Origin of the sequence: Pseudomonas sp. BIOMIG1BAC (assembly GCF_001705995.2) — a bacterium.
Lineage (GTDB): Bacteria > Pseudomonadota > Gammaproteobacteria > Pseudomonadales > Pseudomonadaceae > Aquipseudomonas > Aquipseudomonas sessilinigenes.
The window spans coordinates 1230979-1257891 of the sequence record NZ_CP049045.1; the positions used below are offsets into that span (position 1 = coordinate 1230979).

The window sequence follows — 26913 nt, forward strand, 5'->3', positions numbered from 1 at the left end:
CCGCCACGGCAGTATTGCCGGGCGGGTCTTTTTTTGGGGATGAGTCAGGCGTTCTTCAGGATCGAGCGGTCGACCCTTACCGCCAGTTGACCCTTGCCCGGCTTGGCGTTGAAGGCGACGTTGCCGCGCTCATCGACGCTGGCACGGGCGATGGGGGTGCCATTGAGCAGCAGCTCCAGTGGCGCGTCCTTGAGGGACTGGCCGGAGGCCAGTTGCAGATTCAGATTGATAGCCATGGTGATTTCCTTATCAAGCGTTGCGGTCGATGAAGCGAGTGGCGTTCTTGTCGATGGAGCCGATCAGCTCCGGTGAGCCGCCACGGAACTGGCGGAAGACATTACGCCCGCTGGCCGCACTGTTGGTGGTGCCGGCCGGGATGGCCAGGGTCGGCTGGAAGCTGTCGCCGAGCTCGACATAGCTAGACCAGGGACCGATGTAGGACTCGTTGAGGCCGTTGGTTTCGCTGACGGCATAGCGCACCGCATGCCCGGGCAGCCAGTTGGGCTCGCTGGGAGCATGGCTCTGCCAGCCGTCGGCGAGGATCGAAGGTACGGCGCTTGGCGTATCCAGGTAGCCTGCCGGTTTGTTCGGGCTGTAGTTCTTGAGCAGCAGGTAGGTGCTCCAGCCCCACCAGTTGTCGATGGTCTTGCTGTCATTGAGGTTATTGACGTCGCTGCGGCGCAGGACCTCACTGCCCTTGGTCACGAACAGCGGCGAGAAGTTGCCGGTCTTGGCGGCGTTCAGGTCGGGAACCACTTTCAACGCAGCATAGCTCGCCGGGGCCGGCAGGCTGCCGCTCAGGTAACTGGCGAAGATTTCATCCGCCGAGCGTTGTACCGCGAGCTTCACCTGTTGGCGATTGCGGTGGTCGACGCTATCGAAGTAGCGCTTGTCGCCATAGGAGTGCCAGCGATCGCCCTGGCCATTGCTGACATTGAGGCCGAACTTGCTGTCTTCATCGTGCATGAAGCGGGTGATCAGCGAGCCCAGGTCGCTGGGCGTGACCACTGCGGCCACCTGTTTGCGCGGTACGCGCACATGGCCGGCGGAGAACAGGTCGGTCAGGAAGTGGTCGGCGAAGGCGTTCATCGCATAGGCCAGCTCCAGTTGCTTGTCTTCCGCGCTCTTGCCTGCCAATACCGCTTGTTGCAGCGCGGCGGTATGGCCGGCGATGTAGGCCGCCAGGGCCCACTCGCCAAAGTGGTCGGCGTTGTTGGCTGCAAGCTTGAGATAGCGACCCAGGGGGAACAGGGCGGAAACGGCGCTGCCGCCACCGGTGATCCTGTTCCACTCTTCGGACAAGGTATCGCCCAGGGCGTCATAGGCTTCGTGGGGCTGCTTGCCATCACGGATGGCCTGGTTGGCGGCGACGATTTCCTTTTGCATCACGGCCAGGATTTGCCGGGCCTCGTCCTTGGCGCCAGGGAGTACCGCCAGGGAGTTGAAGGCGGCGCTGAAGCGCTGTACCCGATCCACCGGCGTCGCACCATCGCAGATCGGCTGGTCGGGAATGCCATAGAAGTCACCGCCCAGGGCGATCACCTGGCCGTAGGTCAGGGCCAGGCCATTGGGCAGGTGCAGCTCGACCTGCCAGGCCGGGACGGGGGCGGCATCCTTTACGAAGCGCAGCAGTGTGCTGTCGCCAATCGCGGTGTGCTCACCGCCTTCGAAGCGCAACTGGGGGGCGTTGCCGAGCGGTTTTTGCGGGTTGTGGGGCAGGTGTTCCGGACGATGGTACTTGATGGTGTGGTGACCGTCGGCGACCAGTACCAAGGCATCGCCGTCGCCAGTGATGGCGATGCCTTGTTCGCTGAACAGGCGATCCAGATCGGCGACGATCTTGCCTGCATGTTGAGGTTGTTGCTGCGTCTGTGCAGAGAGTCCTGACATTTCTAGCTCCTTGATATGTCATTGGATATTCATATTTAACTGTATGTATATACAGTTGTTTTGAGGATAAACGAAAACCATTTCCCGTCAAGGCAGGAATGATCTGGCCGGTGGTTTTTCTTCGTGGCACGCAAGTGTCGTTGATCGGGGGGTGTTCCCCCGAGGGATTGGATTATCATTAGCGCCCTAACGACAGGCTCAAGGTTCCCTGCGCATGCTGGCTATTTTTCTCGAAACGCTGACGATCACGGCGCCGGTCTTTGCCATGCTGTTCCTTGGCCTGATGCTCAAGCGCGTGGGTTGGATCAATGACAACTTCATCCATACCGCCTCGGCCCTGGTGTTCAACGTCACCATGCCGGCACTGTTGTTTCTGGGCATCGTGCACGCCGACCTGCATTCGTCGCTCAAGCCTGGGGTGCTGGTCTATTTCTCGGTAGCGACCCTGGCGTGTTTCGCCCTGGCCTGGCTCTGGGCGATCTGGCGTTGTCCGCGGGAGGATCGCGGCATCTATACCCAGGGCGCCTTTCGCGGCAACAACGCGATCATCGGCCTGGCCCTGGCGGCCAGCATGTATGGCAGCTATGGCATTTCCCTGGGGGCGGTGCTGGCGGCGCTGGTGATCCTTTTCTACAACACCCTGTCGACCATCGTCCTGGCCGTGTACAGCCCGGTGATCAAGTCCGACCCCTGGAGCATCTTCAAGAACGTGATCAGCAACCCGCTGATCGTCAGCGTGCTGGTGGCCGGGCCATTCGCCTATTGGCAGATCGGCCTGCCTGGCTGGCTCGAGACTTCAGGGCAGTACCTGGCCCAGATGACCCTGCCGCTGGCGCTGATCTGCATCGGCGGCACCCTGTCCATGGCGGCCTTGCGCAACAGTGGGCGGATGGCCGTCAGTTCCAGCCTGATGAAGATGATCAGCTTGCCGACACTGGCGACTTTCGGTGCCTGGTTGTGCGGCTTTCGTGGTGCCGAACTGGGGATCCTGTTCCTGTACTTCGCCAGCCCCACCGCGGCGGCGAGCTTCGTCATGGCCCGGGCGGCCAATGGCAACCATGAACTGGCAGCGGCGATCATCGTCATCACTACGGTGATGGCGGCGGTGACCACCAATATCGGGATTTTCCTGTTGCAGTGGGGCGGCTGGATCTAAGGTGGCTCGCCGGCCAGGTGGCCGGCGAGGAGTTGTCACTGGTCTTGCTGGTAGGTGTCTATCACTTCCTGGGCGGCGCGAAATGCATCGACGGCCGCTGGCACTCCGGCATACACCGCGCAGTGCAGCAGCGCTTCGCGAATCTCTTCGACCGTGCAGCCGTTGTTCAGCGCGCCGCGTACGTGGCCCTTGAGTTCTTGCGGGCACTTGAGGGCGGTCAGGGCCGCCAGGGTGATCAGGCTACGGGTCTTGAGCGGCAGGCCTTCGCGGTTCCACACCCCGCCCCAGGCATGTTCGTTGACGAAGTCCTGCAAGGGTTGGCTGAACTCGGTGGCGTTACCCAGGGCGCGGTCGACGAAGGCATCGCCCATTACCTGGCGACGCATCTTTAGACCGCTTTTATTGTTCTCGCTCATGGCGTTTCCTTCTTGTGTTGGCGGCGCCAGGCCCGTAGCGAACTGAACAGCAGGAACGCCACCAGCGCCGGCAGGATGAAAAACAGCATCAGGTGTTCCAGCTTGCCCGCCAGGGGCATGCCGGTCGTGAAGGACATCACGTGCAGCCCATAGGCCAGGTACAGGCCAAGAAACAGCAAGCCTTCGGCACGGGTCACGCGATAGCCGGAATAGAACACCGGCAGGCACAACAGGGCCACGCCAAGCAGTACCGGCAGGTCGAAGTCCAGGGCGTTGGGTGAGACCGAGAGCGGCGTGGGGGCTACCAGCGCGGTGAAGCCCAGGACGCCCAGCAGGTTGAATAGATTGCTGCCGATCACGTTGCCCACGGCGATATCGCGCTGGCCCCGCAGGGCGGCAAGCAACGAGGTGGCCAGTTGGGGTAGCGAAGCGCTGATGGCGATCACGGTCAGGCCCATGACCCGTTCCGACAGGCCCAGGTCGTCGGCCACGGTCACGGCGGCGCCCAGCAGCAAGTGCCCGGCAAATACCAGCAGGCCCAGGCCGAGAAGGATCAGCAGCAGGCTACTGAACCATGGCGCGGCCTTGCGGCGGCCGCTGGGTTCGGGGGCGTGCAGGCGTGTGGAGTGACGTGACTGGCGCAGCAACAGGCCCAGGTACAGCACCAGGGCTGCCAGCAGTACCGCGCCGTCGAGGGGTGTGAGGTGTTCGTTGTAGGCGAGGGCGAATACCAGCAGGCTGGCGCCGATCATCAGTGGAATATCCAGGCGTACCAATTGCCGGGAAACCCGCAGCGGAATGATCAGTGCCGAGAGGCCCAGAGTCACCAGGATGTTGAAGATGCTGCTGCCGATCACGCTGCCTACGGCGATATCGGTGCTGCCGCCCAGCGTCGCTTGCAGGCTGATGGCCATTTGTGGGGCGCTGCTGCCGAAGGCCACGATGGTCAGGCCGATGAGCAGTGGGCGCACATGCAGGCGGGCCACCAGGCGCACGGCCGCGCGGACCAGCAGCTCGGCGCCGGCGATCAGCATCAGCAAACCGCTGATGAGCTGGATCAGGCTGAGCAGGGGCAGTTCGGCAAAGGCAGTGATGGCTAGGCTCCGGAAAGGTCAGTCGCTGAGGGCTTGGACGCGCACTTTGGCGGTGCCGCTCTGTAGCATGTCCAACTGCTGTGCTGCCGCGCGGGACACGTCGATCAGGCGTCCACGGGTATGCGGGCCCCGGTCGTTGATGCGCACCACGACACTTTTGTCATTGGCCAGGTTGGTGACTTGCACCCGGGTGCCGAATGGCAATTGGCGGTGGGCGGCGGTCAGGCCGTGCTGGTCGAATGGCTCGCCACTGGCAGTGTGCTTGCCGTGATGGCGGGCGCCGTAATAGGAGGCGGTTCCGGTCTCGTCATAACCCCTGGGGTCGATGATGTGACGGTTGGCACAACCGCTGAGCAGTACGAGCAGGGCGCAGGCGCCGAGCAGGTACTGCCTTAAAAATCGTAGGGGAGAAAAGCTGGCAGGCATCGATGGAAGAGGCGGGCTTGCCAGCGAAGACGGCGGTACGCGGACCGCGTTTCGACTGGCAAGCCACGGCTTCATGCCCGATCAGCCCTCGAGCTTGCTTTTCAGCAGCTCGTTGACCTGTTGCGGGTTGGCCTTGCCCTTGGACGCCTTCATCGCCTGGCCGACGAAGAAGCCGAACATCTTGCCGCGCTTGGCTTCGTCCGCGGCGCGATATTGTTCGACCTGCTCGGCGTTGGCCGCGAGCATCTCGTCCAGCACCGCGGAGATCGCGCCGGTATCGGTGACCTGCTTGAGACCGCGCTTGTCGATGATTTCGTCGGCGCTGCCTTCACCGTTGGCCATGGCTTCGAACACGGTCTTGGCGATCTTGCCGGAGATGGTGTTGTCCTTGATGCGCAGGAGCATGCCGCCCAGTTGCTCGGCCGATACCGGTGCTTCGTCGATCTCCAGGCCCTGCTTGTTCAGCAGGCTGCCCAGCTCGACCATGACCCAGTTGGCCGCCAGCTTGGCGTCGCCGGCGATGTTGGCGACCTTCTCGAAGTAGTCCGCCTGCTCGCGGCTGGAGGCCAGCACGCTGGCATCGTAGACCGACAGGCCGAACTGCTGCTGGAAGCGCTCGCGCTTCTGCGGTGGCAGCTCTGGCAGGGTGGCGCGCACCTGGGCGAGGAAGGCGTCCTCGATGACCACTGGCAGCAGGTCCGGATCGGGGAAGTAACGGTAGTCGTTGGCTTCTTCCTTGCTGCGCATCGGACGGGTCTCGTCCTTGTTCGGATCGTACAGGCGCGTCTGCTGGATCACCTTGCCGCCGTCCTCGATCAGGTCGATCTGGCGCTGGATCTCGGAGTTGATCGCCTTCTCGATAAAGCGGAACGAGTTGACGTTCTTGATCTCGCAGCGGGTGCCGAATTCGACCTGGCCCTTGGGGCGGATCGAGACGTTGCAGTCGCAGCGCAGGGAGCCTTCGGCCATGTTGCCGTCGCAGATGCCCAGGTAGCGCACCAGGGCGTGGATCGACTTGACGTAGGCCACGGCCTCCTTGGCGCTGCGCAGGTCAGGCTCGGAAACGATTTCCAGCAGCGGCGTGCCGGCCCGGTTCAGGTCGATGCCGGAGGCACCGCTGAACTCCTCGTGCAGGCTCTTGCCGGCGTCTTCTTCCAGGTGCGCCCGGGTGATGCCGATGCGCTTGACGGTGCCGTCTTCCAGGGGGATGTCCAGGTGGCCCTTGCCGACGATCGGCAGGTCCATCTGGCTGATCTGGTAGCCCTTGGGCAGGTCCGGATAGAAGTAGTTCTTGCGGGCGAACACGTTGTGCTGGCCGATCTCGGCGTCTACCGCCAGGCCGAACATCACCGCCATGCGCACCGCTTCCTGGTTCAGCACCGGCAGTACGCCAGGCATGCCCAGGTCCACCAGGCTGGCCTGGGTGTTGGGCTCGGCACCGAAGGCGGTGGAGCTACCGGAGAAAATCTTCGATTGGGTGGTGAGCTGGGTATGAATCTCCAGCCCGATCACGACTTCCCATTGCATGTGTGTCTCCTCAGAAGCCGGTTGGGGTGCGGGTGTGCCAGTCGGTGTTCAACTGGTACTGGTGCGCAACGTTGAGCAAGCGGCCTTCCTGGAAATACGGGGCAAGCAGTTGCACGCCTACCGGCAGGCCATCGACGAAACCTGCCGGCATGGACAGGCCCGGCAGACCGGCGAGGTTGGCGGTGATGGTGTACACGTCTTCCAGGTACGCAGCGACCGGGTCGCTGTTCTTGGCGCCGAGTTTCCAGGCCGGGTTCGGCGTAGTCGGGCCGAGGATGACGTCGACTTCGTTGAAGGCGTTCATGAAGTCGTTCTTCACCAGGCGACGGATCTTCTGCGCCTTGAGGTAGTAGGCGTCGTAGTAGCCGGCGGACAGCGCGTAGGCACCGACCATGATCCGGCGCTGTACTTCGCTGCCGAAGCCTTCGCCACGGGAGCGGGTGTACAGGTCTTCCAGGTCCTTGGGGTTCTCGCAGCGATAGCCGAAGCGCACGCCGTCGAAACGCGACAGGTTGGAGGAGGCTTCCGCCGGGGCGATCACGTAGTACGCCGGAATCGCGTGCTGCATGTTCGGCAGGCTGATTTCCTTGATGACCGCGCCGAGCTTCTCCAGCTCCTTGATGCTGGCGTGGATCAGGTCGGCGATGCGCGGGTCGAGGCCGGCGCTGAAGTACTCCTTCGGCACGCCGATGCGCAGGCCCTGCAACGAGCCATTGAGGCCGGCGCTGTAGTCCGGTACCGGTTCATCGATGCTGGTGGAGTCGTTCGGGTCGAAGCCGGCCATGCCTTGCAGCAGGATCGCGCAGTCTTCGGCGGTGCGTGCCAGCGGGCCGCCCTGATCCAGGCTGGAGGCGTAGGCGATCATGCCCCAGCGGGACACGCGACCATAGGTCGGCTTCAGGCCGGTGAGGTTGGTGAAGGCTGCGGGCTGGCGGATCGAGCCACCGGTGTCGGTGGCGGTGGCGGCGGGCAGCAGGCGCGCGGCCACGGCAGCGGCGGAACCACCGGACGAGCCGCCCGGTACGTGCTCCAGGTTCCACGGGTTCTTCACCGCGCCATACCAGCTCGACTCGTTGGCCGAACCCATGGCGAATTCGTCCATGTTGGTCTTGCCCAGGGTCACCGTGCCGGCGGCGGCGAGCTTGGAGACCACGGTGGCGTCGTAGGGTGCCTTGAAGTTGTCGAGCATCTTCGAGCCACAGCTGGTGCGGATGCCCTGGGTGCAGAACAGGTCCTTGTGGGCGATCGGCGCGCCCAGCAGGGCACCGTTCTCACCGTTTGCGCGACGGGCATCGGCGGCCTTGGCCTGGGCCAGCGCGAGGTCTTCGGTGAGGCTGATGAAGCTGTTGATCTGCGGGTCGAGCTGGGCGATGCGCGCCAGCAGGGTCCGGGTCAGTTCTTCGGAGGAGAATTTCTTGTCGGCGAGTCCGCGGGCGATCTCGGCCAGGGTCATGTGGTGCATTGCAGGCTCTTTCCCTTTAGTCGATGACTTTCGGAACCAGGTACAGGCCGTTTTCGACCGCTGGCGCGATGGACTGGTAGGCCTCGCGATGATTGGACTCGGTCACAACGTCTGCGCGCAGGCGCTGGCTGGCTTCCAGGGGGTGGGCCAGGGGCTCGATACCATCGGTATCGACTGCCTGCATTTCATCCACCAGCCCCAGAATGCTGTTCAGGGCGGAGGTGATGTGTGGAAGATCGCCTTCATTGAGCTTGATGCTGGCCAAATGAGCGATTTTTTCCACATCGGAGCGTTCAAGCGCCATGGGATTCTCCAGTGGAAAACAAAAGCGGATATCGTCCGCGTGTCAGATTGTCGGAACACTACCGCAGTTCTACGGTCTTACGGCCGCGATTGTGGGCTTTGGTGCACAGAAAAGCGGCCAATTTAACATATTGGCGCCTTGCCCAAAATCCCTGTCGTTGTTAGAGTTTGCCGCACTTTTTTACCCACGCGTTGCCTAGGGTCCCTTTCCCATGTTCAAGAAACTGCGTGGCATGTTTTCCAGTGATCTCTCCATTGACCTGGGCACTGCCAACACCCTTATTTACGTGCGCGAGCGCGGTATTGTCCTTAATGAGCCATCTGTCGTTGCCATCCGGACCCACGGTAATCAGAAAAGTGTTGTGGCGGTTGGTACCGAAGCCAAGCGCATGCTCGGTCGTACTCCGGGCAACATTGCTGCCATTCGTCCGATGAAGGACGGCGTGATCGCCGACTTCAGCGTCTGTGAAAAGATGTTGCAGTACTTCATCAACAAGGTTCATGAAAACAGCTTCCTGCAGCCCAGCCCTCGTGTGCTGATCTGCGTTCCATGCAAGTCCACCCAGGTTGAACGTCGCGCCATCCGTGAATCGGCCCTTGGCGCCGGTGCTCGCGAAGTGTTCCTGATCGAAGAGCCGATGTCCGCCGCTATCGGTGCCGGCCTGCCGGTCGAGGAAGCCCGTGGCTCGATGGTCGTGGATATCGGCGGTGGTACCACCGAGATCGCCCTGATCTCCCTGAACGGTGTGGTCTACGCCGAATCCGTCCGTGTGGGCGGCGACCGTTTCGACGAAGCCATCATCACCTACGTACGCCGCAACTACGGCAGCCTGATTGGTGAATCCACCGCCGAGCGCATCAAGCAGGAAATCGGCACCGCCTACCCAGGTGGCGAAGTGCGTGAAGTCGACGTGCGCGGCCGTAACCTGGCCGAAGGCGTGCCACGTGCCTTTACCCTGAACTCCAATGAAGTGCTGGAGGCTCTGCAGGAGTCCCTGGCCGCCATCGTTCAGGCAGTGAAGAGCGCCCTGGAGCAATCGCCTCCAGAGTTGGCGTCGGATATCGCCGAGCGTGGCCTGGTGCTGACCGGTGGTGGCGCCTTGCTGCGTGACCTGGATAAGCTGCTGGCCCAGGAAACCGGCCTGCCGGTGATCGTCGCCGAAGATCCGCTGACTTGTGTTGCGCGTGGCGGTGGCCGTGCATTGGAAATGATGGACAAACACACCATGGACCTGCTCTCCAGCGAATAACTTCGCTGTTGGCATCTATGCTGTTGCGCTCACAGGCAGCACTTTGCAGTGCTGCCTGTGGCGTTTATCTTCTGTCAATCTGCATCCAGGCCGGTTCGACGCCTTATGAATAGACACAACATTTGCCTGGGAGGAGCGGCTTATTAAACCGCTTTTCGCCAAAGGCCCCTCACTGGGCGTGCGCCTGTTGGTGCTGGTCGTGTTGTCGATCACACTGATGGTGGTCGACGCGCGCTTCACGCTGCTCAAGCCGGTGCGTAGCCAGATGTCGCTGGTGCTGATGCAGTCCTACTGGATCACCGATCTGCCGCAACGGCTATGGCAAGGCGTGGCCAGCCAATTTGGCAGCCGCACTGAACTGGTCGCCGAGAACGAAAAACTCAAGACCGAGAACCTGCTGCTGCAGGGGCGCCTTCAGAAGCTTGCGGCCCTGACCGAGCAGAACGTACGTCTGCGTGAGCTGCTCAATTCCTCTGCACTGGTCAACGAGAAGGTCGAAGTGGCCGAGTTGATCGGCATGGACCCCAATCCCTTCACTCACCGCATCCTGATCAACAAGGGAGAGCGTGACGGCGTGTTCCTCGGCCAGCCGGTGCTCGACGCCCGTGGCCTGATGGGCCAGGTGGTGGAGTTGATGCCCTATACCTCGCGCGTGCTGCTGCTGACCGATACCACCCACAGCATTCCCGTCCAGGTGAACCGCAATGGCTTGCGCGCCATTGCCAGTGGTACTGGCAACCCCGAGCGCCTGGAGCTGCGGCATGTGGCCGATACCGCCGACATCAAGGAAGGCGACCTGTTGGTCAGTTCCGGCCTGGGGCAGCGTTTTCCTGCCGGGTATCCCGTGGCCACGGTCAAGGAAGTGATCCACGACTCGGGCCAGCCGTTTGCTATCGTCCGTGCAATTCCCACTGCCGCATTGAATCGCAGCCGTTACCTGCTGCTGGTTTTCAGCGACTCGCGCACCGCCGAAGAGCGCGCCAATGATGCCGCCCAGGCCCAAGAGGCCCAGGACCAGCAAGGAGGCAATACCGCCCCCGCAGCACCGGCCACGGCGCCCAAGCCTGTGGCTGCGCCAGTCGCCGCGCCGAGTGCTCAAGCAGCCCCGGCGGCCCCGGCCAAGCCTGCGTCCCATGCCCCGGCCAGGCCGGTTCATAAACCTGTGAAACCGGCCGCCGCCAAGCCGCCGGTGGCAGCACCGGCCACCACCGGAGGAAGAGAATAATGGCGGGCACGACCTATTCGAGTAATGGCTGGATCGTTTGGTTGACGTTCCTGGTGGGCATCCTGCTCAGCGTGTCGCCGATGCCTCAGTTCATGGAAATCCTGCGCCCGCTGTGGCTGGCCCTGCTACTGGCGTTCTGGACCTTGGCCCTGCCGCACAAGGTGGGGATGGCGACCGCCTGGTGCCTGGGGTTGCTCGAGGATGTGCTCTACGGAACCCTGCTGGGTCAGAACGCGCTGATCCTCACCTTGATCACCTTCCTGGTGCTGTCCTTGCAGCAGCGCCTGCGAATGTTCCCCATGTGGCAGCAGAGCCTGGTGATCCTCGTGATATTCGGCCTGGCCCAGCTGGTGCAGCTATGGCTCAGCGCCCTGACGGGCAACCGCCAGCCTACCCTGGCAGTGGTGCTCCCGGCCCTGGTCAGCGCTTTGCTGTGGCCATGGGTCAGTTTCGGCCTGCGCGGCCTGCGCCGACGTTTCAAGATCAACTGAGCCGGTCAGGCATTGGCCCGCACCTCGACAGGGAGATGTCTTGATGAATCCGCTCTACCTCGCTTCCGGTTCGCCGCGTCGGCGTGAATTGCTCACGCAGATCGGCGTGCCATTCACTGTCATTGGCGCGGACATCGACGAGACTCCGCTCGCCGATGAGTCTCCCGTTGCCTATGTCGAGCGCCTGGCCCGGGGCAAGGCCGCAGCCGGTCGCGCGTTGCTGGTCGGTCAACCCACGGCCTGCGTGCTGGGGGCCGACACTGCGGTGGTCCTGGATGGCCAGATCCTTGGCAAGCCGCTGGACCAGGCCCATGCCCAGGCAATGCTGATGGCTCTTTCAGGGCGTGAGCATGAGGTGCTGACGGCCGTTGCCCTGCTCGATGGCGAGCGTTGCCAGTCGCGAGTGGTGAGCAGCCTGGTGCGGTTCAGAACGATCGACGAACAGGAGGCGGCGCGCTACTGGGCTAGCGGCGAACCCCGGGACAAAGCTGGCGGTTATGCGATCCAGGGGCTTGCAGCGGTGTTTGTGGCAGGGCTCAATGGGAGTTACTCCGCCGTGGTCGGCTTGCCGGTATGCGAAACCGCAGAACTGCTCGGTGAATTCGGCATTTCCTGCTGGCAAGACATTCCAGCGCACTAAGGCATTCAACCCGAACCATGCGGCCCTCCATGAACACGTCCGAACGAGACCTTGCCATGAGCGAAGAGATTCTGATCAACATCACGCCGATGGAGTCACGGGTGGCGGTGGTTGAAAACGGAGTGCTGCAAGAGGTCCATGTCGAGCGCACCCAGCGCCGAGGCATCGTCGGCAATATCTACAAGGGCAAGGTGGTACGGGTCCTGCCGGGTATGCAGGCGGCCTTCGTCGACATTGGCCTGGATCGCGCGGCTTTCATCCATGCCTCGGAAATCTCCACCCGTGAAGGGACGGCGGTGGAAAGCATCAGCGCCCTGGTGCACGAAGGGCAGAGCCTGGTGGTGCAAGTCACCAAGGACCCCATCGGCACCAAGGGCGCGCGCCTGACCACCCAGCTGTCGATTCCCTCGCGCTACCTGGTGTACATGCCGCGCACCGCCCATGTCGGTATTTCGTTGAAGATCGAGGATGAAGCCGAGCGCGAACGCCTCAAGCAGGTGGTCAGCGATTGCGTGGCCCAGGAAGGTATACAGGAGGCAGGCGGCTTCATCCTGCGCACCGCGGCCGAAGGCGCCGGAGCCGATGAAATCCTGATGGACATCCGCTACCTGCGCAGGCTGTGGGACCAGATCGGCACGCAGATCAAGACCATTGGTGCGCCCAATGTGATCTACGAGGACCTGGGCCTGGCCCTGCGTACCTTGCGCGACCTGGTGAGCCCGAAGATCGAGAAGATCCGCATCGACTCTCGCGAAACGTTCCAGAAGACCACGCAGTTCGTTGCCGAGTTGATGCCGGAGATCGCCGATCGCCTGGAGCATTATCCTGGCGAGCGCCCGATTTTCGACCTGTATGGGGTCGAGGACGAAATCCAGAAAGCCCTGGAACGCAAGGTGCCGCTCAAGTCCGGAGGCTACCTGGTGGTGGACCCGGCCGAGGCGATGACCACCATCGACGTCAACACGGGGGCCTTCGTCGGGCATCGCAATCTCGAAGAGACTATCTTCAAGACCAATCTGGAGGCGGCTACCGCCATCGCTCGGCAACTGCGCCTGCGCAACCTGGGCGGGATCATCATCATCGACTTCATCGACATGGAGGACGAGGAGCACCAGCGCCAGGTGTTGCGGACCCTGGAAAAGCAACTGGAGCGCGATCATGCCAAGACCAACATCATTGGCATTACCGAGCTTGGGCTGGTGCAGATGACCCGCAAGCGCACTCGGGAAAGCCTGGAGCAGGTGCTCTGTGAGCCCTGCAGCAGTTGCCAGGGGCGGGGTAAGTTGAAGACTCCGGAAACCGTATGTTACGAAATATTCCGTGAAATCCTTCGCGAGGCCCGGGCATACCAGGCGGAAGGATATCGGGTGCTGGCCAATCAGAAAGTGGTCGATCGACTGCTGGACGAAGAGTCAGGCAATGTTGCGGAATTGGAGGGTTTCATCGGCCGAACCATCAGGTTCCAGGTCGAAACCATGTATTCCCAGGAACAATACGACGTGGTGCTGCTCTGATTCCGCGTGTTCTACATGATTGGAAACGGCTGGCTTCAGCTTTTTGCATGACTTTTGCCATGGGAGCCAACTGAAATGGAGCGGCTGATGCGCTTGTTCACCACACTGACCCGCTGGGGGCTGGGCCTCTGTGCGTTGGCGCTGGTGATGACAGCCCTGTATGTCAGCCTGGGGCGGGAGCTGACCCCGTTGGTGGCTGAGTACCAGGCCGAGGTCGAGACCCGGATCCAGGACGCCGTCGGCCTGCCCGTACATATCGGCAGCCTGGAAGGACGCTGGAGCGGTTTCTCGCCGATCCTGCTGGCCCATGATGTGATGGTGGGCGAGGGCGCCAATGCCCTGCGCCTGGATCGGGTGAGCGTAGTGCCGGACGTGCTTGGCAGCCTGCTGGCCCGCGATCTGCGAGTCGGTCACCTGGAACTCAGCGGGTTGAGCCTGAGCCTCAAGGAGAATCCGGACGGCCAGTGGCAGCTCGAAGGCTTGCCGACGCAGCAGGACGAGCCGATGGACCCCGGCCAGTTGCTGACCCGCCTGCAGCAAGTGGCGGAACTCTCGGTGCTGGACAGCCAGGTCACCCTGTCGCCGCAGAAGCATCCGCCCATGACCCTGACTTACGTCGGCCTGAATGTGCGCAGTGGCCCGAGTCGCCAGCGCCTGGACCTGCGGCTGACCCTGCCGGATGGCCAGCCCTTGGCCTTGAACCTGCGTAGTCGGATTCGCGCCGATGCCTGGCGGGACGCCCAGGCTGATCTCTACCTGAGCTTGCCGCAAAGTGACTGGTCGCGTTGGCTGCCGGCTGGCCTGACCCAGCAATGGAAGCTGTCCGAACTCAAGGCGGGCGGCGAGCTCTGGCTAAGTTGGGGCCAAGGCACGGTGCAAAGCGCGACCCTGCGCCTGAATGCCCCGCAACTGACCGGCGCTTATGCCGAGCGCACTCCGGCCACCGTGAAAAACCTGGCCCTCAACGCTTACTTCCAGCGCAGCGCCGAGGGCCTGCAGGTACAACTCGACTCCCTGGCCCTGAACTTTGGGCAAACGCGCTGGGAGTCACGCTTGTTGTTGCAACAGCGCAACGCTACCGCGCAGAGCGAGGAGCTATGGCATGTCCAGGCTGACCGCCTGGACCTGACCCCCATCACCCCGATCCTCGATTCGCTGGCGCCACTGCCCGAAGGCCTGGCTACGGCCATTGATCACCTCAAGGTCACCGGTGGCTTGCGCAACGTATTGCTCGACTATCGGCCCCAGGTGACGGGCGACGAGCGCTTGAGCTTTGCCGCCAATCTCGACCGGGTGGGCTTCGATGCCTATCACGGTGCCCCCGCAGCCCGTAACGTCAGTGGCAGCATCAGCGGCAACCTGGGCAAGGGTGAGTTGCGCATGGACAGCAAGGATTTTTCCTTGCACCTGTATCCGATCTTCGCCAAGCCCTGGCAGTACATCCAAGCCAATGCCACCCTGACCTGGAAGCTCGACAAGGAAGGCTTCACCCTGATCGCGCCGTACCTGAAGGTGCTGGGCGAGGAAGGCAAGATCGCCGGCGATTTCCTGATCCGCCTGCACTTTGAGCATGACCAGGAAGACTACATGGACTTGCGGGTCGGCCTGGTGGATGGCGATGGGCGCTATACCGCCAAGTACCTGCCCCAGGTGCTCAACCCAGCGGTGGACGAGTGGCTGCGCACGGCGATCCTCAAGGGCGCGGTGGACCAGGGCTTCTTCCAGTACCAGGGATCGTTGAACCACGACGCCATCGAGGCGGCTCGCAGCATCAGCCTGTTCTTCAAGGTGCATGACGCCGAACTGGCTTTCCAGCCGGGCTGGCCCCACCTGAGCAAGGTCGATGGCGATGTGTTCATCGAAGGTAGCCGGGTGCGCATCGTCGCCAGCAAGGGGCAGTTGCTGGACACCAAGGTGCGCGACGTCTTCGTCAACATCCCCCATGTGCCGGAGGGGCAGAGCTCCCACATGTACATCGACGGCGATTTCGCCGGGGGCCTTGGCGATGGTCTGAAGATTCTCCAGGACGCGCCCATCGGTACGGGCTCGACCTTTGCCGGTTGGCAGGGCGAGGGTGACCTGCGTGGCCAGGTGGATCTGGATATTCCACTGGCCAAGGGCGAAGAGCCGAAGATCGTGGTGGATTTCAAGACCGACAAGGCCCGCCTCAAACTCAGTGAGCCAGAGCTGGAGCTGACCCAGCTCAAGGGCGATTTTCGCTTTGACAGCAGCAAAGGCCTGAGCGGCGACGGCATCAGTGCCCAGGCCTTCGAGAGGCCACTGACGGCGCAGATCTTTGCCGATGGCCGGCCTGGAAAGCCCAATACCCGGGTGGTGGCCAAGGGGCAGGTGACGGTCAAGAAACTCACCGACTGGCTCAAGGTAGGCCAGCCATTGCCGGTCTCCGGTGAGTTGCCGTTCCAGTTGCAGTTGAACCTCGATGGCGCCGATAGCCAGCTGATGGTCAGTTCCAGTCTCAAGGGCGTTGCGGTGGATTTGCCCGCGCCGTTCGGCATGCCTGCCAGTACCGGGCGCAACAGCGTGTTGCGCATGACCCTGCAAGGCGCCGAGCGCCGCTACTGGTTCAGCTATGGCGACCTGGCCGGCTTCACCTTCGCCGCGCCCAGCGGCAAGTTCGCCGAAGGCCGGGGCGAGTTGTTCCTGGGGGGCGGCGAAGCCCAGTTACCGACCGTCAAGGGGCTGCGGGTGCGGGGCGTGCTGTCCGAACTGGATGTCGAGCCCTGGAAGGCCCTGGCCGATCGCTACGCTAGCCAGGACCCGGGAGGCAGCGCCAAGCAGTTGCTCAGCAGCGCGGACTTCAAGGTCGGCAAGCTCAGTGCCTTCGGTACCACCCTGGATCAGGTCAACCTGCTGCTGACCCGCAAGCCTTCGGCATGGGAGCTGCAGATCGATAGCCAGCAGGCCAAGGGTAATGTCGGCATTCCTGACGCCAAGGCCGCGCCAATGGCCATCGACATGCAGTATGTGCGCCTGCCGGCTGTCGACCCGACGGTACAGGCCGATGAGAATGCACCCGATCCGTTGGCATCGGTGGACCCGAAGAACGTGCCGCCACTGGACATTTCCATTGTCCAGCTGTTCCAGGGGCCGGATCTGATTGGCCGTTGGGCGCTCAAGGTTCGGCCGACGCCCAAGGGCATGACGTTCAGCGGCCTGAACCTTGGCCTCAAGGGCATGCTGCTCGAGGGTGAAGGGGGCTGGGAAGGCCAGGCGGGTGCCAGCACCAGTTGGTACCGGGGCCGCATTGGCGGCAAGAACCTGGCCGATGTGCTCAAGGGCTGGGGCTTTGCACCCACGGTGACCAGTGAAGACTTCCATCTGGACGTCGATGGCCGTTGGCCCGGCTCACCGGCCTGGGTGGGCCTCAAGCGTTTCTCCGGCAGCCTGGACGCCACGTTGAACAAGGGCCAGTTCGTCGAGGTCGAGGGCGGTGCCCAGGCATTGCGAGTGTTCGGCCTGCTCAACTTCAACTCCATTGGCCGGCGCTTGCGCCTGGACTTTTCCGACCTGTTCGGCAAGGGCCTGAGCTATGACCGGGTACGCGGAGTACTGGCGGCGAGCAATGGTGTGTATGTCACCCGCGAGCCGATCACGCTCACCGGCCCATCGAGCAACCTGGAGCTCAACGGCACACTGGACATGGTGGCCGACCGGGTAGACGCCAAGCTGCTGGTGACCTTGCCGGTGACCAACAACCTGCCGATTGCCGCGCTGATCGTCGGAGCGCCGGCGGTGGGCGGGGCGTTGTTCCTGATCGACAAGCTGATCGGTGACCGCGTGGCCCGTTTCGCCAGCGTCAAGTACAACGTCAAGGGCCCGTGGAAAGAGCCGAAAATCACCTTCGACAAGCCATTTTGAGAATCCTCGTTCCATGTCCATGGAGTAGCATGGCGACCTACCCAACACGGAGTTCGCCATGTCTCTTGCGGTGATTCAAATGGTCAGCCAGAGCGATGTGCTGGCCAATCTGGCACAGGCTCGCCGCCTGTTGGAGCAAGCCGGCGCCGGTGGTGCGAAGCTGGCGGTGCTGCCGGAAAACTTCGCCGCCATGGGCCGCCGGGACATGGCGGCCATCGGTCGCGCCGAGGCGCTGGGTGAGGGGCCGATCCTGCCCTGGTTGAAACAGGCCGCCCGCGACCTCAAGTTATGGATAGTTGCCGGTACCCTGCCACTGCCGCCAAAGGATCAGCCCGAAGCCAAGTCCAATGCGTGCTCGTTGCTGGTGGATGACCAGGGGCAGGTGGTCGCGCGCTACGACAAGCTGCACCTGTTCGATGTCGATGTTGCGGACAATCGTGGGCGCTATCGCGAATCCGATGACTATGCTCATGGCAACCGGGTGGTGGTGGCGGACACGCCAGTGGGGCGCCTGGGGCTCACGGTCTGCTATGACTTGCGCTTTCCCGAGCTCTACAGCGAGCTTCGGTCTGCCGGAGCGGAGCTGATCACTGCGCCCTCGGCCTTTACCGCCGTGACCGGGGCGGCCCACTGGGAAGTATTGATTCGCGCCCGGGCCATCGAGACCCAGTGCTACGTGCTGGCGGCGGCCCAGGGCGGGGTCCACCCCGGTCCTCGCGAGACCTACGGGCATGCGGCTATCGTCGATCCCTGGGGACGGGTGTTGGCAGAGCAGGATCAGGGTGAAGGCGTGCTGCTGGCCGAGCGTGACAGCAGCGAACAGGCGTCCATCCGGACGCGGATGCCGGTGTTCAGCCACCGGCGCATTTTCTCGCAAGGCGTTCAACGGCTTGCATAAGTACGACGAATTTAAGGCCAAAGCATATGAGCGGGTTGTTGTCCTCAGTCAGTGAACACCTTCTAGCCCCTGGCGGCGTGACCATCGAAAGCCTGCAAGGCGTGCTGGGCGATCTGGCCGGTCCGGGCATCGATGCTGCCGACCTGTATTTCCAGGGACAGATCTCCGAGTCCTGGTCCCTGGAGGACGGGATCGTCAAGGAAGGCAGCTTCAACCTCGACCAAGGGGTCGGGGTGCGCGCGCAGTCCGGTGAGAAGACCGGGTTCGCCTACAGCAACGCCATCACCCTGGAAGCCCTCGGGCAGGCGGCGCGGGCTGCGCGTTCGATTTCCCGGGCCGGGCAGAACGGCAAGGTGCAGGCTTTCAGTGCCCAGGATGTGGCGCAGCTGTATGCCCCGGACAATCCGCTGGAAGTCATCAGTCGTGCCGAGAAGGTCGAGCTGCTCAAGCGGGTGGACGCTGCGACCCGGGCCCTGGACCCACGTATCCAGCAGGTCAGCGTGAGCATGGCCGGGGTCTGGGAGCGAATCCTGGTGGCCTCCACCGATGGTGGCCTGGCGGCGGATGTACGGCCCTTGGTGCGCTTCAACGTCAGCGTCATCGTCGAGCAGAACGGCCGGCGCGAGCGCGGCGGTCATGGCGGCGGCGGGCGTACCGACTACCGCTATTTCCTCAGCGAGGACCGGGCCATGGGTTACGCTCGCGAGGCGCTGCGCCAGGCGCTGGTCAATCTGGAAGCAGTACCGGCTCCAGCCGGTACCTTGCCGGTGGTGCTGGGCTCCGGTTGGTCCGGGGTGCTATTGCACGAAGCCGTGGGGCACGGCCTGGAAGGCGACTTCAACCGCAAGGGCAGCTCGGCCTATAGCGGACGCATTGGCGAGAGGGTCGCCTCCAAACTCTGCACCATCGTCGACGACGGTACCCTGGCCGGGCGTCGTGGCTCGCTGAGCGTGGACGATGAGGGCACTCCCACCCAGTGCACCACCTTGATCGAGAACGGCGTGCTCAAGGGCTATATGCAAGACAAGCTCAATGCCCGCCTGATGGGCGTGGCGCGTACCGGCAATGGTCGTCGTGAGTCTTATGCCCACTTGCCCATGCCGCGCATGACCAACACCTACATGCTGGGCGGCGAAAGCGATCCGGCGGAAATCATCGCCTCGGTGAAGAAGGGCATCTACTGCGCCAACCTGGGGGGCGGCCAGGTGGACATCACCAGCGGCAAGTTCGTGTTCTCCACCAGCGAGGCGTACCTGATCGAGGACGGCAAGATCACCGCTCCAGTCAAGGGCGCGACCTTGATCGGCAATGGTCCGGAAGCCATGAGCCGGGTGTCGATGGTGGGTAATGACCTGGCCCTGGACAGTGGCGTCGGCACCTGTGGCAAGGACGGGCAGTCCGTACCGGTAGGCGTCGGCCAGCCGACCCTGAAGATCGATGCGATCACGGTAGGCGGCACGGGGGCGTGATTGCAGGACGAGCGGCGCAGGGGCTGCGTGGGCAGCCCCTGCGCAGCAAGGCTCAGCGCAGGCCGCGCTGGGTCTCGTCCACGTCGCGGATGTACTTGAAGATCTTGCGGCTGGTAGCGGGTGGCTTGTTATGGGCCACCTCGTGCTGGGCCTGGCGGATCAGCGAGCGCAGTTGCTGGCGATCGGCCTCGGGGTATTCGCTGACGAACTTGTCCAGTACGTCATCGCCGCCGCCGATCAGGCGGTCGCGCCAACGCTCCAGGTTATGGAAGCGTTCGTTGTACTGGCGAGTGGAGGCATCGAGTTGATCGAGCAACTGCAAGATGGCGTCGATGTCCTGGTCCCGCATCAGCTTGCCAATGAACTGCAAGTGGCGTTTACGGGCGATATGGGCGACATGCTTGGGCGCCTCCGCCAGGGCCCGGCGCAAAGCGTCGGTCAATGGCAGTTTGGCCTGCAAGTCGGGCTTGAGAGTGGTAAGGCGCTCGCCGAGATCAACCAGAGCATGCAGCTCGCGTTTGACCTGGGATTTGCTTTTCTCCCCATCGAGGGAGTCGTCGTAAGAATCAACCATGGTGGCAGTCCGCAAAGAAACGCCGCCATGATAACCAGTCGAGGGCCGCTTGTCCGGCCCGGTCGCTCGCCGGCCTTAATCGAAAGCAGAATTTGAGTGGAGAACACCATGAGTGCAGCACAAAGCGTCGGCCCACAGGCTTTGCCGGCATTGCAGGAGCAGGTCGAGCAGATCATCGCCGAAGCAAGACGCCAGGGAGCCAGCGCCTGTGAAGTGGCGGTATCCCTGGAGCAGGGCCTGTCGACCTCGGTGCGCCAGCGGGAAGTGGAGACGGTGGAGTTCAACCGCGACCAGGGCTTTGGCATCACCCTCTATGTGGGCCAGCGCAAGGGCTCAGCCAGTACCTCCGCCAGTGGCCCGGACGCCATCCGTGAAACCGTGGCCGCGGCCCTGGCAATTGCCAAGCACACCTCCGAAGACGAAGCCTCGGGCTTGGCCGATGCGTCCCTGATGGCCCGTGAGTTGATGGATTTCGACTTGTTCCATGCGTGGGATATCACCCCTGAGCAGGCGATCGAACAGGCCCTGGCCTGCGAAGCAGCGGCGTTCGCCGCGGATGCGCGGATCAAGAATGCCGACGGCACCACGCTGAACACTCACCAGGGCTGCCGGGTGTATGGCAACAGCCACGGTTTTATTGGTGGCTACGCGTCCACCCGCCACAGCCTGAGTTGCGTGATGATTGCCGAGGCCGACGGCCAGATGCAGCGCGACTACTGGTATGACGTCAATCGCCAGGGCCAACTGTTGGCGGACCCGGTGAGCATCGGCCAGCGTGCGGCCCAACGTGCTGCCAGCCGCCTGGGCGCCCGTCCGGTACCAACCTGCGAAGTACCGGTGCTGTTTTCTGCCGAGCTGGCTGGCGGCTTGTTCGGCAGCTTCCTGGGGGCGATTTCCGGCGGCAACCTGTATCGCAAGTCGTCGTTCCTCGAGGGCGCCCTGGGCCAGCAGTTGTTCCCGCAATGGCTGACTATCGATGAGCGCCCGCACCTGCTGCGTGCCATGGGCAGCTCGGCATTCGACGGTGATGGCCTGGCCACCTACGCCAAGCCCTTCGTCAAGGATGGCGAGCTGGTGTCCTATGTATTGGGCACTTATTCGGGACGCAAGCTGGGCATGCCAAGCACCGCCAACGCCGGTGGGGTGCACAACCTGTTCGTCACCCATGGCGATGAAGACCAGGCAGCCCTGCTGCGACGCATGGGGCGCGGGCTGTTGGTCACCGAGCTGATGGGGCAGGGCTTGAACATGGTCACTGGGGATTACTCCCGTGGCGCCGCAGGGTTCTGGGTCGAGAATGGGGAAATCCAGTTCCCGGTGCAGGAAGTGACCATTGCCGGCAACCTGCGGGATATGTTCAAGCAGATCGTGGCCGTAGGTAATGACCTGGAGCTGCGCAGCAATATCCGCACCGGCTCGGTGCTGATCGAGCGCATGACCGTCGCTGGTAGTTGATTACGGCAAGCCTCGATAAACAAACGCCACCTTTGCAGGTGGCGTTTTTTATTCGGCCCGGCTCAGGCTATTTATATTCGATGGTGAAGGAAGCTGTGCCCTTTGCCTCACCGGGTGAAATTGAGCTGAGTGTTTGAATGTACTTTGCGGTGTAGTTGAGCTCGTATGTGTTGACTGTGGACGAGCCAACTAGAATATCCTGCCCAAACCTGATGGGGATCTGTTGGGCGTCTGATATTTGAATTCCCACGCCTTTTGCACTTGCTTGGCTTACATCCAGCAAGATAACGCCATCCCTGCCGTTGGGGTCTTTTTTATTGGCATCGAATTTTAAGTAGACCGTGCTGATGACCGCGCTGGAGTTGGTGTTGCACTGTAAGCGGATTTTAAAGTTGCTTCCTCCGGCGGTACTGTTCACACCATTGAACGCGGACTGAGGAACTTTACCTAGTGGAACTGAAACAAATTTTGAACCATCGGGTACGCTGCATGCGGGGGTGACGATGACTGACGAGGTTCCGCCTCCCAGCATTAATCGCACAGCAACCTTGTTATCACCGTTGCCGAACTGTTCAGCATATACACCTGCGGCTAATGAGCCAGAGCCGGTTTGGTTTGAGGTTTTAATGATCTCGATGCTCGACGTAATAGCTGGATGGTAGAGCCAGTGGCCCGCCATCGCGGTAATTCTATAGGGTATTGGTTGCATGCTTTGAGTAAACCAAGAAAGGCGTACTCCAATGCCAGGAATATCTGTCGTATAAACATCCCGAAAGCCTGGAGCCAGTCCGTAGTTTTTAGTTAGCCTGAATGTTATATAGCTAAGTGTGCCGCATCTGAATACTGTTTGGGATGAAGTGAAAGGGTTGAAGGTTTTCTTTAATAAAACCTCCCCTACCCTGGCAGAGGGCGGAACATTCAATCTGCCAATATCCATGATTACGGTTCTCATGGTCCATGCTGGGTCCAAATAGCACTCCGCATTAGCGGTGGATATCCCGATAAAAATCAATAAAGCAGTGGCTAATATTCTTGAGCACCTAGGGAGTAATCTAGTCATCAACGTCATTCCTTGGTGTGGGTTTTATAAATCGATTTTAACGAAATTAATGCTGAAGATTTTGTATCGTTTAATAGCAGGAGGCGGTTAGCCACATTGTCCTTTCAACTCACGAATGGGTAATGGGCTCTTTTCTTTAGGTAGTTGATATGACAACGTGCACTGGTCTGTTTCGCTGCGACCCCACACCACCCTTAACTTTCCTTTCTCGCCCGCACCGGTAACAAAGGCCTGTCCCTCTGGACCGACAATGCCAACTTCCTGCCCGAGTTCATTCTCGATCTTGGAACCGAATGGCAACGGCGAGCCGTCCTTGTTTGTCAGTGTCATCATCAGGCGGTAGCCGACCGATGTAGCGAACTTGGCCTTCACCACGGCACCTCGGGTCGGTACTACGTCCAGGGCCGCGTTCTTGACTTCTACCTCGTCGCCCAAATCGCCGGTCAGCAGTGCCAGGCGGTTGGCTCGGTATGGGCTCAGGTTGGGAATCACGGCATCACCGGATTTGTCGGTACGCACGCCAGGGCGGATCTCGAAGCCGACATCATTGGCCTTGGGGGCCTGGGCCAATGCAATGGTCTCACCCAGTGGCTGGGAAAGAGTCAGGCCATCGCCATGCACCAGCACACCTCCGGCCATGCCTACGGTGGTCTGGCCGTAGCCACGGCCTTGCGAGCGTCCAAGGTCAAGGCGGCCAATGGATGAGAGGTAGCTCATGTTCGCGCTACTGCTGGTGCCCGATTGATTCGAGTCGTCGCCCGTCACGTTGTAGGTCAGGCGATTATCGTCAAGGGCCGAGCCGTACACGCTCGCCTGCTGGACGAGCTGGTCGTTGTTGTCCTTCATCACCATGTACTGCGCGCTGGCACGTGTATCGCCCAGTGGAAGGGACAGCGTCAGCATGAGCTGGCGATTGGAGGCAGCGTCCAGGTTGGTACTGTGGTTATAGAACAGGTTGAAGTTCAGCTTCTGGTAGGAGCCGGAGTAACCGATCTGGACCAGGCGATCCCTGGAGTTGCTGTTCCAATAGCTCTGCTGGCGAGCCGAGGTGTGAAGCGTTCCCCATTGGCCCAGCGATTGCGCCAGTTCAAAGCGCAATTCGTTGCGACGGTTGTTGAAGGGGCGCCTATCCAGCATATCCTGCATCTGAACCGCTTCCTGGAGCGTGCGGTAGTCACTGGTGGAATATCGATAGCCGGCCACGCGGAAGTTGGTATTGGTCTTCTCGAACGTCTTGGCGTACAAAAAACGCAACGACTGGCCGTTGAACGTTTGGTCATCTCGGTCAGTAGTGCGGGCATGGGAGATGTCGAGCGAGAGTGCGCCGAAACTGCTCAGGTTCTTACCTACCCCAGACAATGCGGATTGATATTTATCCGCGAGGATGGTCCCACCATAGATCGAGAAGTCCTGTGCCAGGCCGCGGGCCAGAGTGCCCTGTACGAGAGACGGGCGTTCTTTGCCTCGCGATGACCCGTAGCCACTACGATACTGGCCAGCTGTGGCGCTGTAGCGCCAGGTGCCTTCGCGTAACAGTGTTGGCACGGCGGAAAATGCCTGTGCATAACGCGTTTCGCGCCCATCGGATTCAGTGATGATGACTTCGAGGTCACCACTCGACGAAGTAGGGTAGAGGTCGTCCAGGACGAAAGGCCCGGGGGCGACATAGGTGCTGTAGATGAGGTAGCCGTTCTGGCGTACTTCTACCCGCGCATTGGTTTGTGCCACGCCTCGGATGGTCGGCGCGTACCCCTGTTGACTGTCCGGCAGCATCGCGTCATCGGAACTAACCTGCACGCCACGAAACTGCACACTGTCAAAGAAGTTGCCGGGTGTGTTGCCGTCGCCAATGAGCAACTGACCGCGAATTGATGCGATATCACGTTGCAAATAGGTATTGATGGCTTGCCAGCGACCCTGCCCATCCAGGCTGCGGTTATAAGTCGAGAAATGCCGGAAGCGCCAATCATCTATGTTGAAGCCGCCACGCAATCCGCCGAAGTAAGTATCGCGCTCCAACTTGTTAGGCGCCGATGTATTGTCGAAAACATTTTGCTGCACAGGGCTCACTGTATTTCCGCGCAGGTTGTTACCGTCGTAGCGCGAGAAGCTGAGCTGATAATCCAACATGGCCGCATTGATGCCTTTGTCCCAGCGATCCGGGCTGATGGCACCGCGTGCAGAGCGCTTGAGGGCTGCTTGCGGGATGCTCAGGAAAAGACGCTGGTTACCTGCGTCGTAACTTACAGTGGCTTGTGCAATGACCTTGTCCAGATCAACGCAGGTCTCTGGCGAGCTGTTTGCCAATGCGGGGAAGACACTCGTCTTCACGCCCCAACCGTCGAGCAGGGCTGGCGTCAGGCAAGGCGTCGCATCTTGTGCGTCGTCCGCCTGTTTGTTGAAGCGCACTTCGTTTTGCCCGATGTTGCTGTCGTTGAGCACCGTATCCACGGTGTAGGTGCCCGGTAGGACGCGGTTGCCAAACGAGAACACCGACAGGTCGGCACTTGGCTGGTCGCCACCGATGTTGAGGAACTGTTCGTTGAATACAGTTCCTGCCTGATTCTTGCCGAATGCACCTTGGCTGGCCATTGCGACGACGAGGGCACATAGCGGCAATCCCACCGTGCGTGAGGAGCAAGGGCTGAGATAAGAGGTCATCGCCATGACCTTGCAAGCCGTCATTGTTTAACGGTCAGTGTCGTGACCGGCTCTAGTGGTAGGACAATCGGATGGACTGCAACAGGTACTGTTGCCCGCTCTTCGGGTGTTTCTCCTCCATAGTCATTAATGGTGGTAAATCTGACGTCGATGTCTTTTTGTATGTTTACGGAACTTAATGAATAAACAGACTCCCCTTTGGGTGGCACCATCTGCGCATTGATTTCCTGCTGCCCCTGATTGATCTTAAAACTGGTGAATGTAATGTAATAAGGGGTCGGGTTTTCTATTTTAAGTACTGAGCCAGTGCTGCTATTCCCGGGAATGACTGCCCACTTTAATTGATGGCGTGATTCTGCAGGTTTTCCTTCTAGTGCTGATGGTCGGTAGAACAATTTGATACGTGTGCGCATTGCAATTTGAAGAACGTTGTCTTCCTTTGCTTTTTCTGGAATTTCCTTGACGTTCAACCAGAATACGGACTCTCGATCGGTTGGCAGGTTATTTGAGATCCGCATGATCCGTAGAATGTTCTCCATTCCTGGATCAAGGCGTGACAGCGGAGGGGTGACTACGAATGGAGTCTTGGTCTTTCCTTCGCCGGCATCGATCCATGCCTGTATCACATAGGGTGCTCGACCAGCGTTCTTTACCGGAATGGAGGCTTCTCGATCCTGCTCGCCGAGAATCACTCGTGTACCGCCAAGCGTCACGCTTGCGAAAACAGGTGCTGCTGCACAAACTACTAAGCTGGCACCCAATAAAAGTTTGTTGGCCAATCTCAAGCCATTCTTGTTCAGCATGAATCTATCCCGATAGTTGCTGGCCGCCAAACACGCGTCATCGCAGGAGTTAAGGTTCCTGGGTTGCTATATATCCACTTGTTAAAGCGATCTGGCGAAAGTATGTACTTGTTAATACGCAAAAAAATCGCCCAGTCGTCTGCGAGACAACTGGGCGAATACGGTATTACTTGTAGTTAACTGTGAACTGCGCCGTTGCGTTACCAGTACCGACCGTTACTTTGTCGGCAGTGGAAACATAGACCGCTTGGAACTTCAGGGGGTTGTCACCCTGGACCAGGGTGTATTGGGTCGATTCGGAACCTACCGGGATTTTGGTGCCAGCGGAGTCACCGAGTTCTATCGCTACACCAGTGGCTGCCCCGCCTGCCGTTTCACCGACGCCAACGCGCAGATTGTCTGTTACGGTCGTATCGGTGGTGCCGTTAAAGGTCAGTGTCGCCCCTTTGGCACTTGCGCCGCAATTCAGCAGCTCAATGTTGAAGCGTGCTGGTGTGGCTTTCTTACCCGCACCGCCATCCAGGGTAGTACGTGAAACTTTGCCTAGTGGAACAGTCATGACTTGGCTGTTGGGAGAGATCGAGCATGGGGCATCGACGATTTCTCCAAAGAAGTTGATCGTTCCGTCGGCAGCAAAGGCTGTTTGTGACAAGAGAGCAATGACTGCGGTGGCGGAAAGTTTGGTGATAAGGAGCTTCTTCATTTTTTTCTCGACGTATT

At 61.1% G+C, this 26913-nt stretch carries 23 protein-coding genes; 10 read left to right on the forward strand and 13 right to left on the reverse strand.

The genetic code is table 11. From position 1 onward, the window contains the following. Positions 1-44 precede the first annotated feature (44 nt). On the reverse strand, positions 45-236 hold the full coding sequence (locus tag ATY02_RS05565) for a hypothetical protein (RefSeq protein ID WP_068575762.1): 192 nt from the start codon (positions 234-236) through the stop codon (positions 45-47). A gap of 13 nt (positions 237-249) precedes the next feature. Then, entirely contained in the window at positions 250-1890 is a 1641-nt protein-coding gene (locus ATY02_RS05570) for a phospholipase (RefSeq protein ID WP_068575764.1), read from the reverse strand. Between the two features lie 214 nt (positions 1891-2104). On the opposite strand from ATY02_RS05570, the gene ATY02_RS05575 reads away from it, so the two are divergent. After that, complete coding sequence (locus ATY02_RS05575) at positions 2105-3046, forward strand: AEC family transporter (protein WP_068575765.1); 942 nt, start codon at positions 2105-2107, stop codon at positions 3044-3046. Positions 3047-3081: 35 nt separating this feature from the next. Here the strand turns inward: ATY02_RS05575 and ATY02_RS05580 are convergent, their stop codons facing one another. The 6 genes from ATY02_RS05580 to gatC all read right to left on the reverse strand — a co-directional run bounded on the left by ATY02_RS05580 (position 3082) and on the right by gatC (position 8275). After that, positions 3082-3462 (reverse strand): carboxymuconolactone decarboxylase family protein, encoded by a 381-nt coding sequence (locus ATY02_RS05580; protein WP_068575767.1) that lies wholly within the window; start codon positions 3460-3462, stop codon positions 3082-3084. Beyond that, positions 3459-4523, reverse strand: coding sequence for a calcium/sodium antiporter (locus ATY02_RS05585; protein WP_083235806.1), 1065 nt, complete (start codon positions 4521-4523; stop codon positions 3459-3461). The genes ATY02_RS05580 and ATY02_RS05585 overlap by 4 nt, the downstream gene beginning before the upstream one ends. 51 nt (positions 4524-4574) lie before the next feature. Then, entirely contained in the window at positions 4575-4982 is a 408-nt protein-coding gene (locus tag ATY02_RS05590; RefSeq protein WP_068575772.1) for a septal ring lytic transglycosylase RlpA family protein, read from the reverse strand. Positions 4983-5063: 81 nt separating this feature from the next. Beyond that, positions 5064-6509: an Asp-tRNA(Asn)/Glu-tRNA(Gln) amidotransferase subunit GatB gene (gene gatB, locus ATY02_RS05595; RefSeq protein ID WP_068575774.1), complete on the reverse strand. Its 1446-nt coding sequence runs from the start codon at positions 6507-6509 to the stop codon at positions 5064-5066. Between the two features lie 10 nt (positions 6510-6519). Beyond that, a complete protein-coding gene (gene gatA / locus ATY02_RS05600; protein WP_068575776.1) occupies positions 6520-7971 on the reverse strand; it encodes an Asp-tRNA(Asn)/Glu-tRNA(Gln) amidotransferase subunit GatA in 1452 nt (483 codons plus the stop codon). A gap of 16 nt (positions 7972-7987) precedes the next feature. Next, positions 7988-8275: an Asp-tRNA(Asn)/Glu-tRNA(Gln) amidotransferase subunit GatC gene (gatC, locus tag ATY02_RS05605; RefSeq protein ID WP_022642307.1), complete on the reverse strand. Its 288-nt coding sequence runs from the start codon at positions 8273-8275 to the stop codon at positions 7988-7990. Between the two features lie 211 nt (positions 8276-8486). Between gatC and mreB the strand changes: the two genes are divergently transcribed. The 8 genes from mreB to tldD all read left to right on the forward strand — a co-directional run bounded on the left by mreB (position 8487) and on the right by tldD (position 19640). After that, positions 8487-9524 carry a rod shape-determining protein MreB gene (gene mreB, locus ATY02_RS05610; RefSeq protein ID WP_068575778.1) on the forward strand — a complete coding sequence of 346 codons (1038 nt, stop codon included), beginning with the start codon at positions 8487-8489 and terminating at the stop codon, positions 9522-9524. Positions 9525-9666: 142 nt separating this feature from the next. Continuing rightward, the gene (gene mreC / locus ATY02_RS05615) at positions 9667-10749 is read left to right on the forward strand and encodes a rod shape-determining protein MreC (protein WP_083235801.1); all 1083 of its coding nucleotides are present in this window, start codon (positions 9667-9669) and stop codon (positions 10747-10749) included. After that, entirely contained in the window at positions 10749-11240 is a 492-nt protein-coding gene (gene mreD, locus ATY02_RS05620; protein WP_068575782.1) for a rod shape-determining protein MreD, read from the forward strand. Before mreC ends, mreD begins: the two co-directional genes overlap by 1 nt. 43 nt (positions 11241-11283) lie before the next feature. Next, positions 11284-11880, forward strand: coding sequence for a Maf family protein (locus tag ATY02_RS05625; RefSeq protein ID WP_068575784.1), 597 nt, complete (start codon positions 11284-11286; stop codon positions 11878-11880). A gap of 56 nt (positions 11881-11936) precedes the next feature. Beyond that, positions 11937-13394, forward strand: a complete 1458-nt coding sequence (gene rng, locus ATY02_RS05630) for a ribonuclease G (RefSeq protein WP_068575787.1) — start codon at positions 11937-11939, stop codon at positions 13392-13394. A 75-nt stretch (positions 13395-13469) separates the two neighbouring features. Further along, the gene (locus ATY02_RS05635; protein WP_068575789.1) at positions 13470-17273 is read left to right on the forward strand and encodes a YhdP family protein; all 3804 of its coding nucleotides are present in this window, start codon (positions 13470-13472) and stop codon (positions 17271-17273) included. Positions 17274-17331: 58 nt separating this feature from the next. Then, positions 17332-18171, forward strand: coding sequence for a carbon-nitrogen hydrolase family protein (locus ATY02_RS05640; RefSeq protein ID WP_068575790.1), 840 nt, complete (start codon positions 17332-17334; stop codon positions 18169-18171). A gap of 26 nt (positions 18172-18197) precedes the next feature. Continuing rightward, positions 18198-19640, forward strand: a complete 1443-nt coding sequence (gene tldD, locus ATY02_RS05645) for a metalloprotease TldD (RefSeq protein WP_068575792.1) — start codon at positions 18198-18200, stop codon at positions 19638-19640. A 52-nt stretch (positions 19641-19692) separates the two neighbouring features. Here tldD and yjgA read toward each other — a convergent pair whose 3' ends face one another. Beyond that, entirely contained in the window at positions 19693-20214 is a 522-nt protein-coding gene (gene yjgA, locus ATY02_RS05650; RefSeq protein ID WP_068575794.1) for a ribosome biogenesis factor YjgA, read from the reverse strand. A 108-nt stretch (positions 20215-20322) separates the two neighbouring features. On the opposite strand from yjgA, the gene pmbA reads away from it, so the two are divergent. After that, positions 20323-21669: a metalloprotease PmbA gene (pmbA, locus tag ATY02_RS05655; RefSeq protein ID WP_068575796.1), complete on the forward strand. Its 1347-nt coding sequence runs from the start codon at positions 20323-20325 to the stop codon at positions 21667-21669. Positions 21670-21736: 67 nt separating this feature from the next. On the opposite strand, the gene ATY02_RS05660 is transcribed toward pmbA, so the two are convergent. The 4 genes from ATY02_RS05660 to ATY02_RS05675 all read right to left on the reverse strand — a co-directional run bounded on the left by ATY02_RS05660 (position 21737) and on the right by ATY02_RS05675 (position 26896). After that, complete coding sequence (locus ATY02_RS05660) at positions 21737-22606, reverse strand: fimbrial protein (RefSeq protein WP_164823626.1); 870 nt, start codon at positions 22604-22606, stop codon at positions 21737-21739. A 210-nt stretch (positions 22607-22816) separates the two neighbouring features. Continuing rightward, the gene (locus ATY02_RS05665) at positions 22817-25390 is read right to left on the reverse strand and encodes a fimbria/pilus outer membrane usher protein (protein WP_083235804.1); all 2574 of its coding nucleotides are present in this window, start codon (positions 25388-25390) and stop codon (positions 22817-22819) included. Between the two features lie 20 nt (positions 25391-25410). Further along, a complete protein-coding gene (locus ATY02_RS05670; protein ID WP_164823627.1) occupies positions 25411-26193 on the reverse strand; it encodes a molecular chaperone in 783 nt (260 codons plus the stop codon). A 166-nt stretch (positions 26194-26359) separates the two neighbouring features. Continuing rightward, on the reverse strand, positions 26360-26896 hold the full coding sequence (locus ATY02_RS05675; protein ID WP_068584251.1) for a fimbrial protein: 537 nt from the start codon (positions 26894-26896) through the stop codon (positions 26360-26362). Positions 26897-26913: the final 17 nt, after the last annotated feature.

Bases quoted from the DNA above. Each gene is read 5' to 3' on its own strand.
- ATY02_RS05640 (WP_068575790.1), top strand. From the start codon at position 17,332: ATGTCTCTTGCGGTGATTCAAATGGTCAGCCAGAGCGATGTGCTGGCC.
- gatA (WP_068575776.1), bottom strand. From the start codon at position 7,971: ATGCACCACATGACCCTGGCCGAGATCGCCCGCGGACTCGCCGACAAG.
- rng (WP_068575787.1), top strand. From the start codon at position 11,937: ATGAGCGAAGAGATTCTGATCAACATCACGCCGATGGAGTCACGGGTG.
- ATY02_RS05625 (WP_068575784.1), top strand. From the start codon at position 11,284: ATGAATCCGCTCTACCTCGCTTCCGGTTCGCCGCGTCGGCGTGAATTG.
- ATY02_RS05665 (WP_083235804.1), bottom strand. From the start codon at position 25,390: ATGACCTCTTATCTCAGCCCTTGCTCCTCACGCACGGTGGGATTGCCG.
- pmbA (WP_068575796.1), top strand. From the start codon at position 20,323: ATGAGTGCAGCACAAAGCGTCGGCCCACAGGCTTTGCCGGCATTGCAG.
- ATY02_RS05575 (WP_068575765.1), top strand. From the start codon at position 2,105: ATGCTGGCTATTTTTCTCGAAACGCTGACGATCACGGCGCCGGTCTTT.
- ATY02_RS05660 (WP_164823626.1), bottom strand. From the start codon at position 22,606: ATGGATATTGGCAGATTGAATGTTCCGCCCTCTGCCAGGGTAGGGGAG.
- ATY02_RS05570 (WP_068575764.1), bottom strand. From the start codon at position 1,890: ATGTCAGGACTCTCTGCACAGACGCAGCAACAACCTCAACATGCAGGC.
- ATY02_RS05590 (WP_068575772.1), bottom strand. From the start codon at position 4,982: ATGCCTGCCAGCTTTTCTCCCCTACGATTTTTAAGGCAGTACCTGCTC.
- tldD (WP_068575792.1), top strand. From the start codon at position 18,198: ATGAGCGGGTTGTTGTCCTCAGTCAGTGAACACCTTCTAGCCCCTGGC.
- gatC (WP_022642307.1), bottom strand. From the start codon at position 8,275: ATGGCGCTTGAACGCTCCGATGTGGAAAAAATCGCTCATTTGGCCAGC.
- ATY02_RS05635 (WP_068575789.1), top strand. From the start codon at position 13,470: ATGGAGCGGCTGATGCGCTTGTTCACCACACTGACCCGCTGGGGGCTG.
- mreB (WP_068575778.1), top strand. From the start codon at position 8,487: ATGTTCAAGAAACTGCGTGGCATGTTTTCCAGTGATCTCTCCATTGAC.
- yjgA (WP_068575794.1), bottom strand. From the start codon at position 20,214: ATGGTTGATTCTTACGACGACTCCCTCGATGGGGAGAAAAGCAAATCC.
- ATY02_RS05565 (WP_068575762.1), bottom strand. From the start codon at position 236: ATGGCTATCAATCTGAATCTGCAACTGGCCTCCGGCCAGTCCCTCAAG.
- ATY02_RS05580 (WP_068575767.1), bottom strand. From the start codon at position 3,462: ATGAGCGAGAACAATAAAAGCGGTCTAAAGATGCGTCGCCAGGTAATG.
- mreD (WP_068575782.1), top strand. From the start codon at position 10,749: ATGGCGGGCACGACCTATTCGAGTAATGGCTGGATCGTTTGGTTGACG.
- ATY02_RS05675 (WP_068584251.1), bottom strand. From the start codon at position 26,896: ATGAAGAAGCTCCTTATCACCAAACTTTCCGCCACCGCAGTCATTGCT.
- ATY02_RS05670 (WP_164823627.1), bottom strand. From the start codon at position 26,193: ATGCTGAACAAGAATGGCTTGAGATTGGCCAACAAACTTTTATTGGGT.
- gatB (WP_068575774.1), bottom strand. From the start codon at position 6,509: ATGCAATGGGAAGTCGTGATCGGGCTGGAGATTCATACCCAGCTCACC.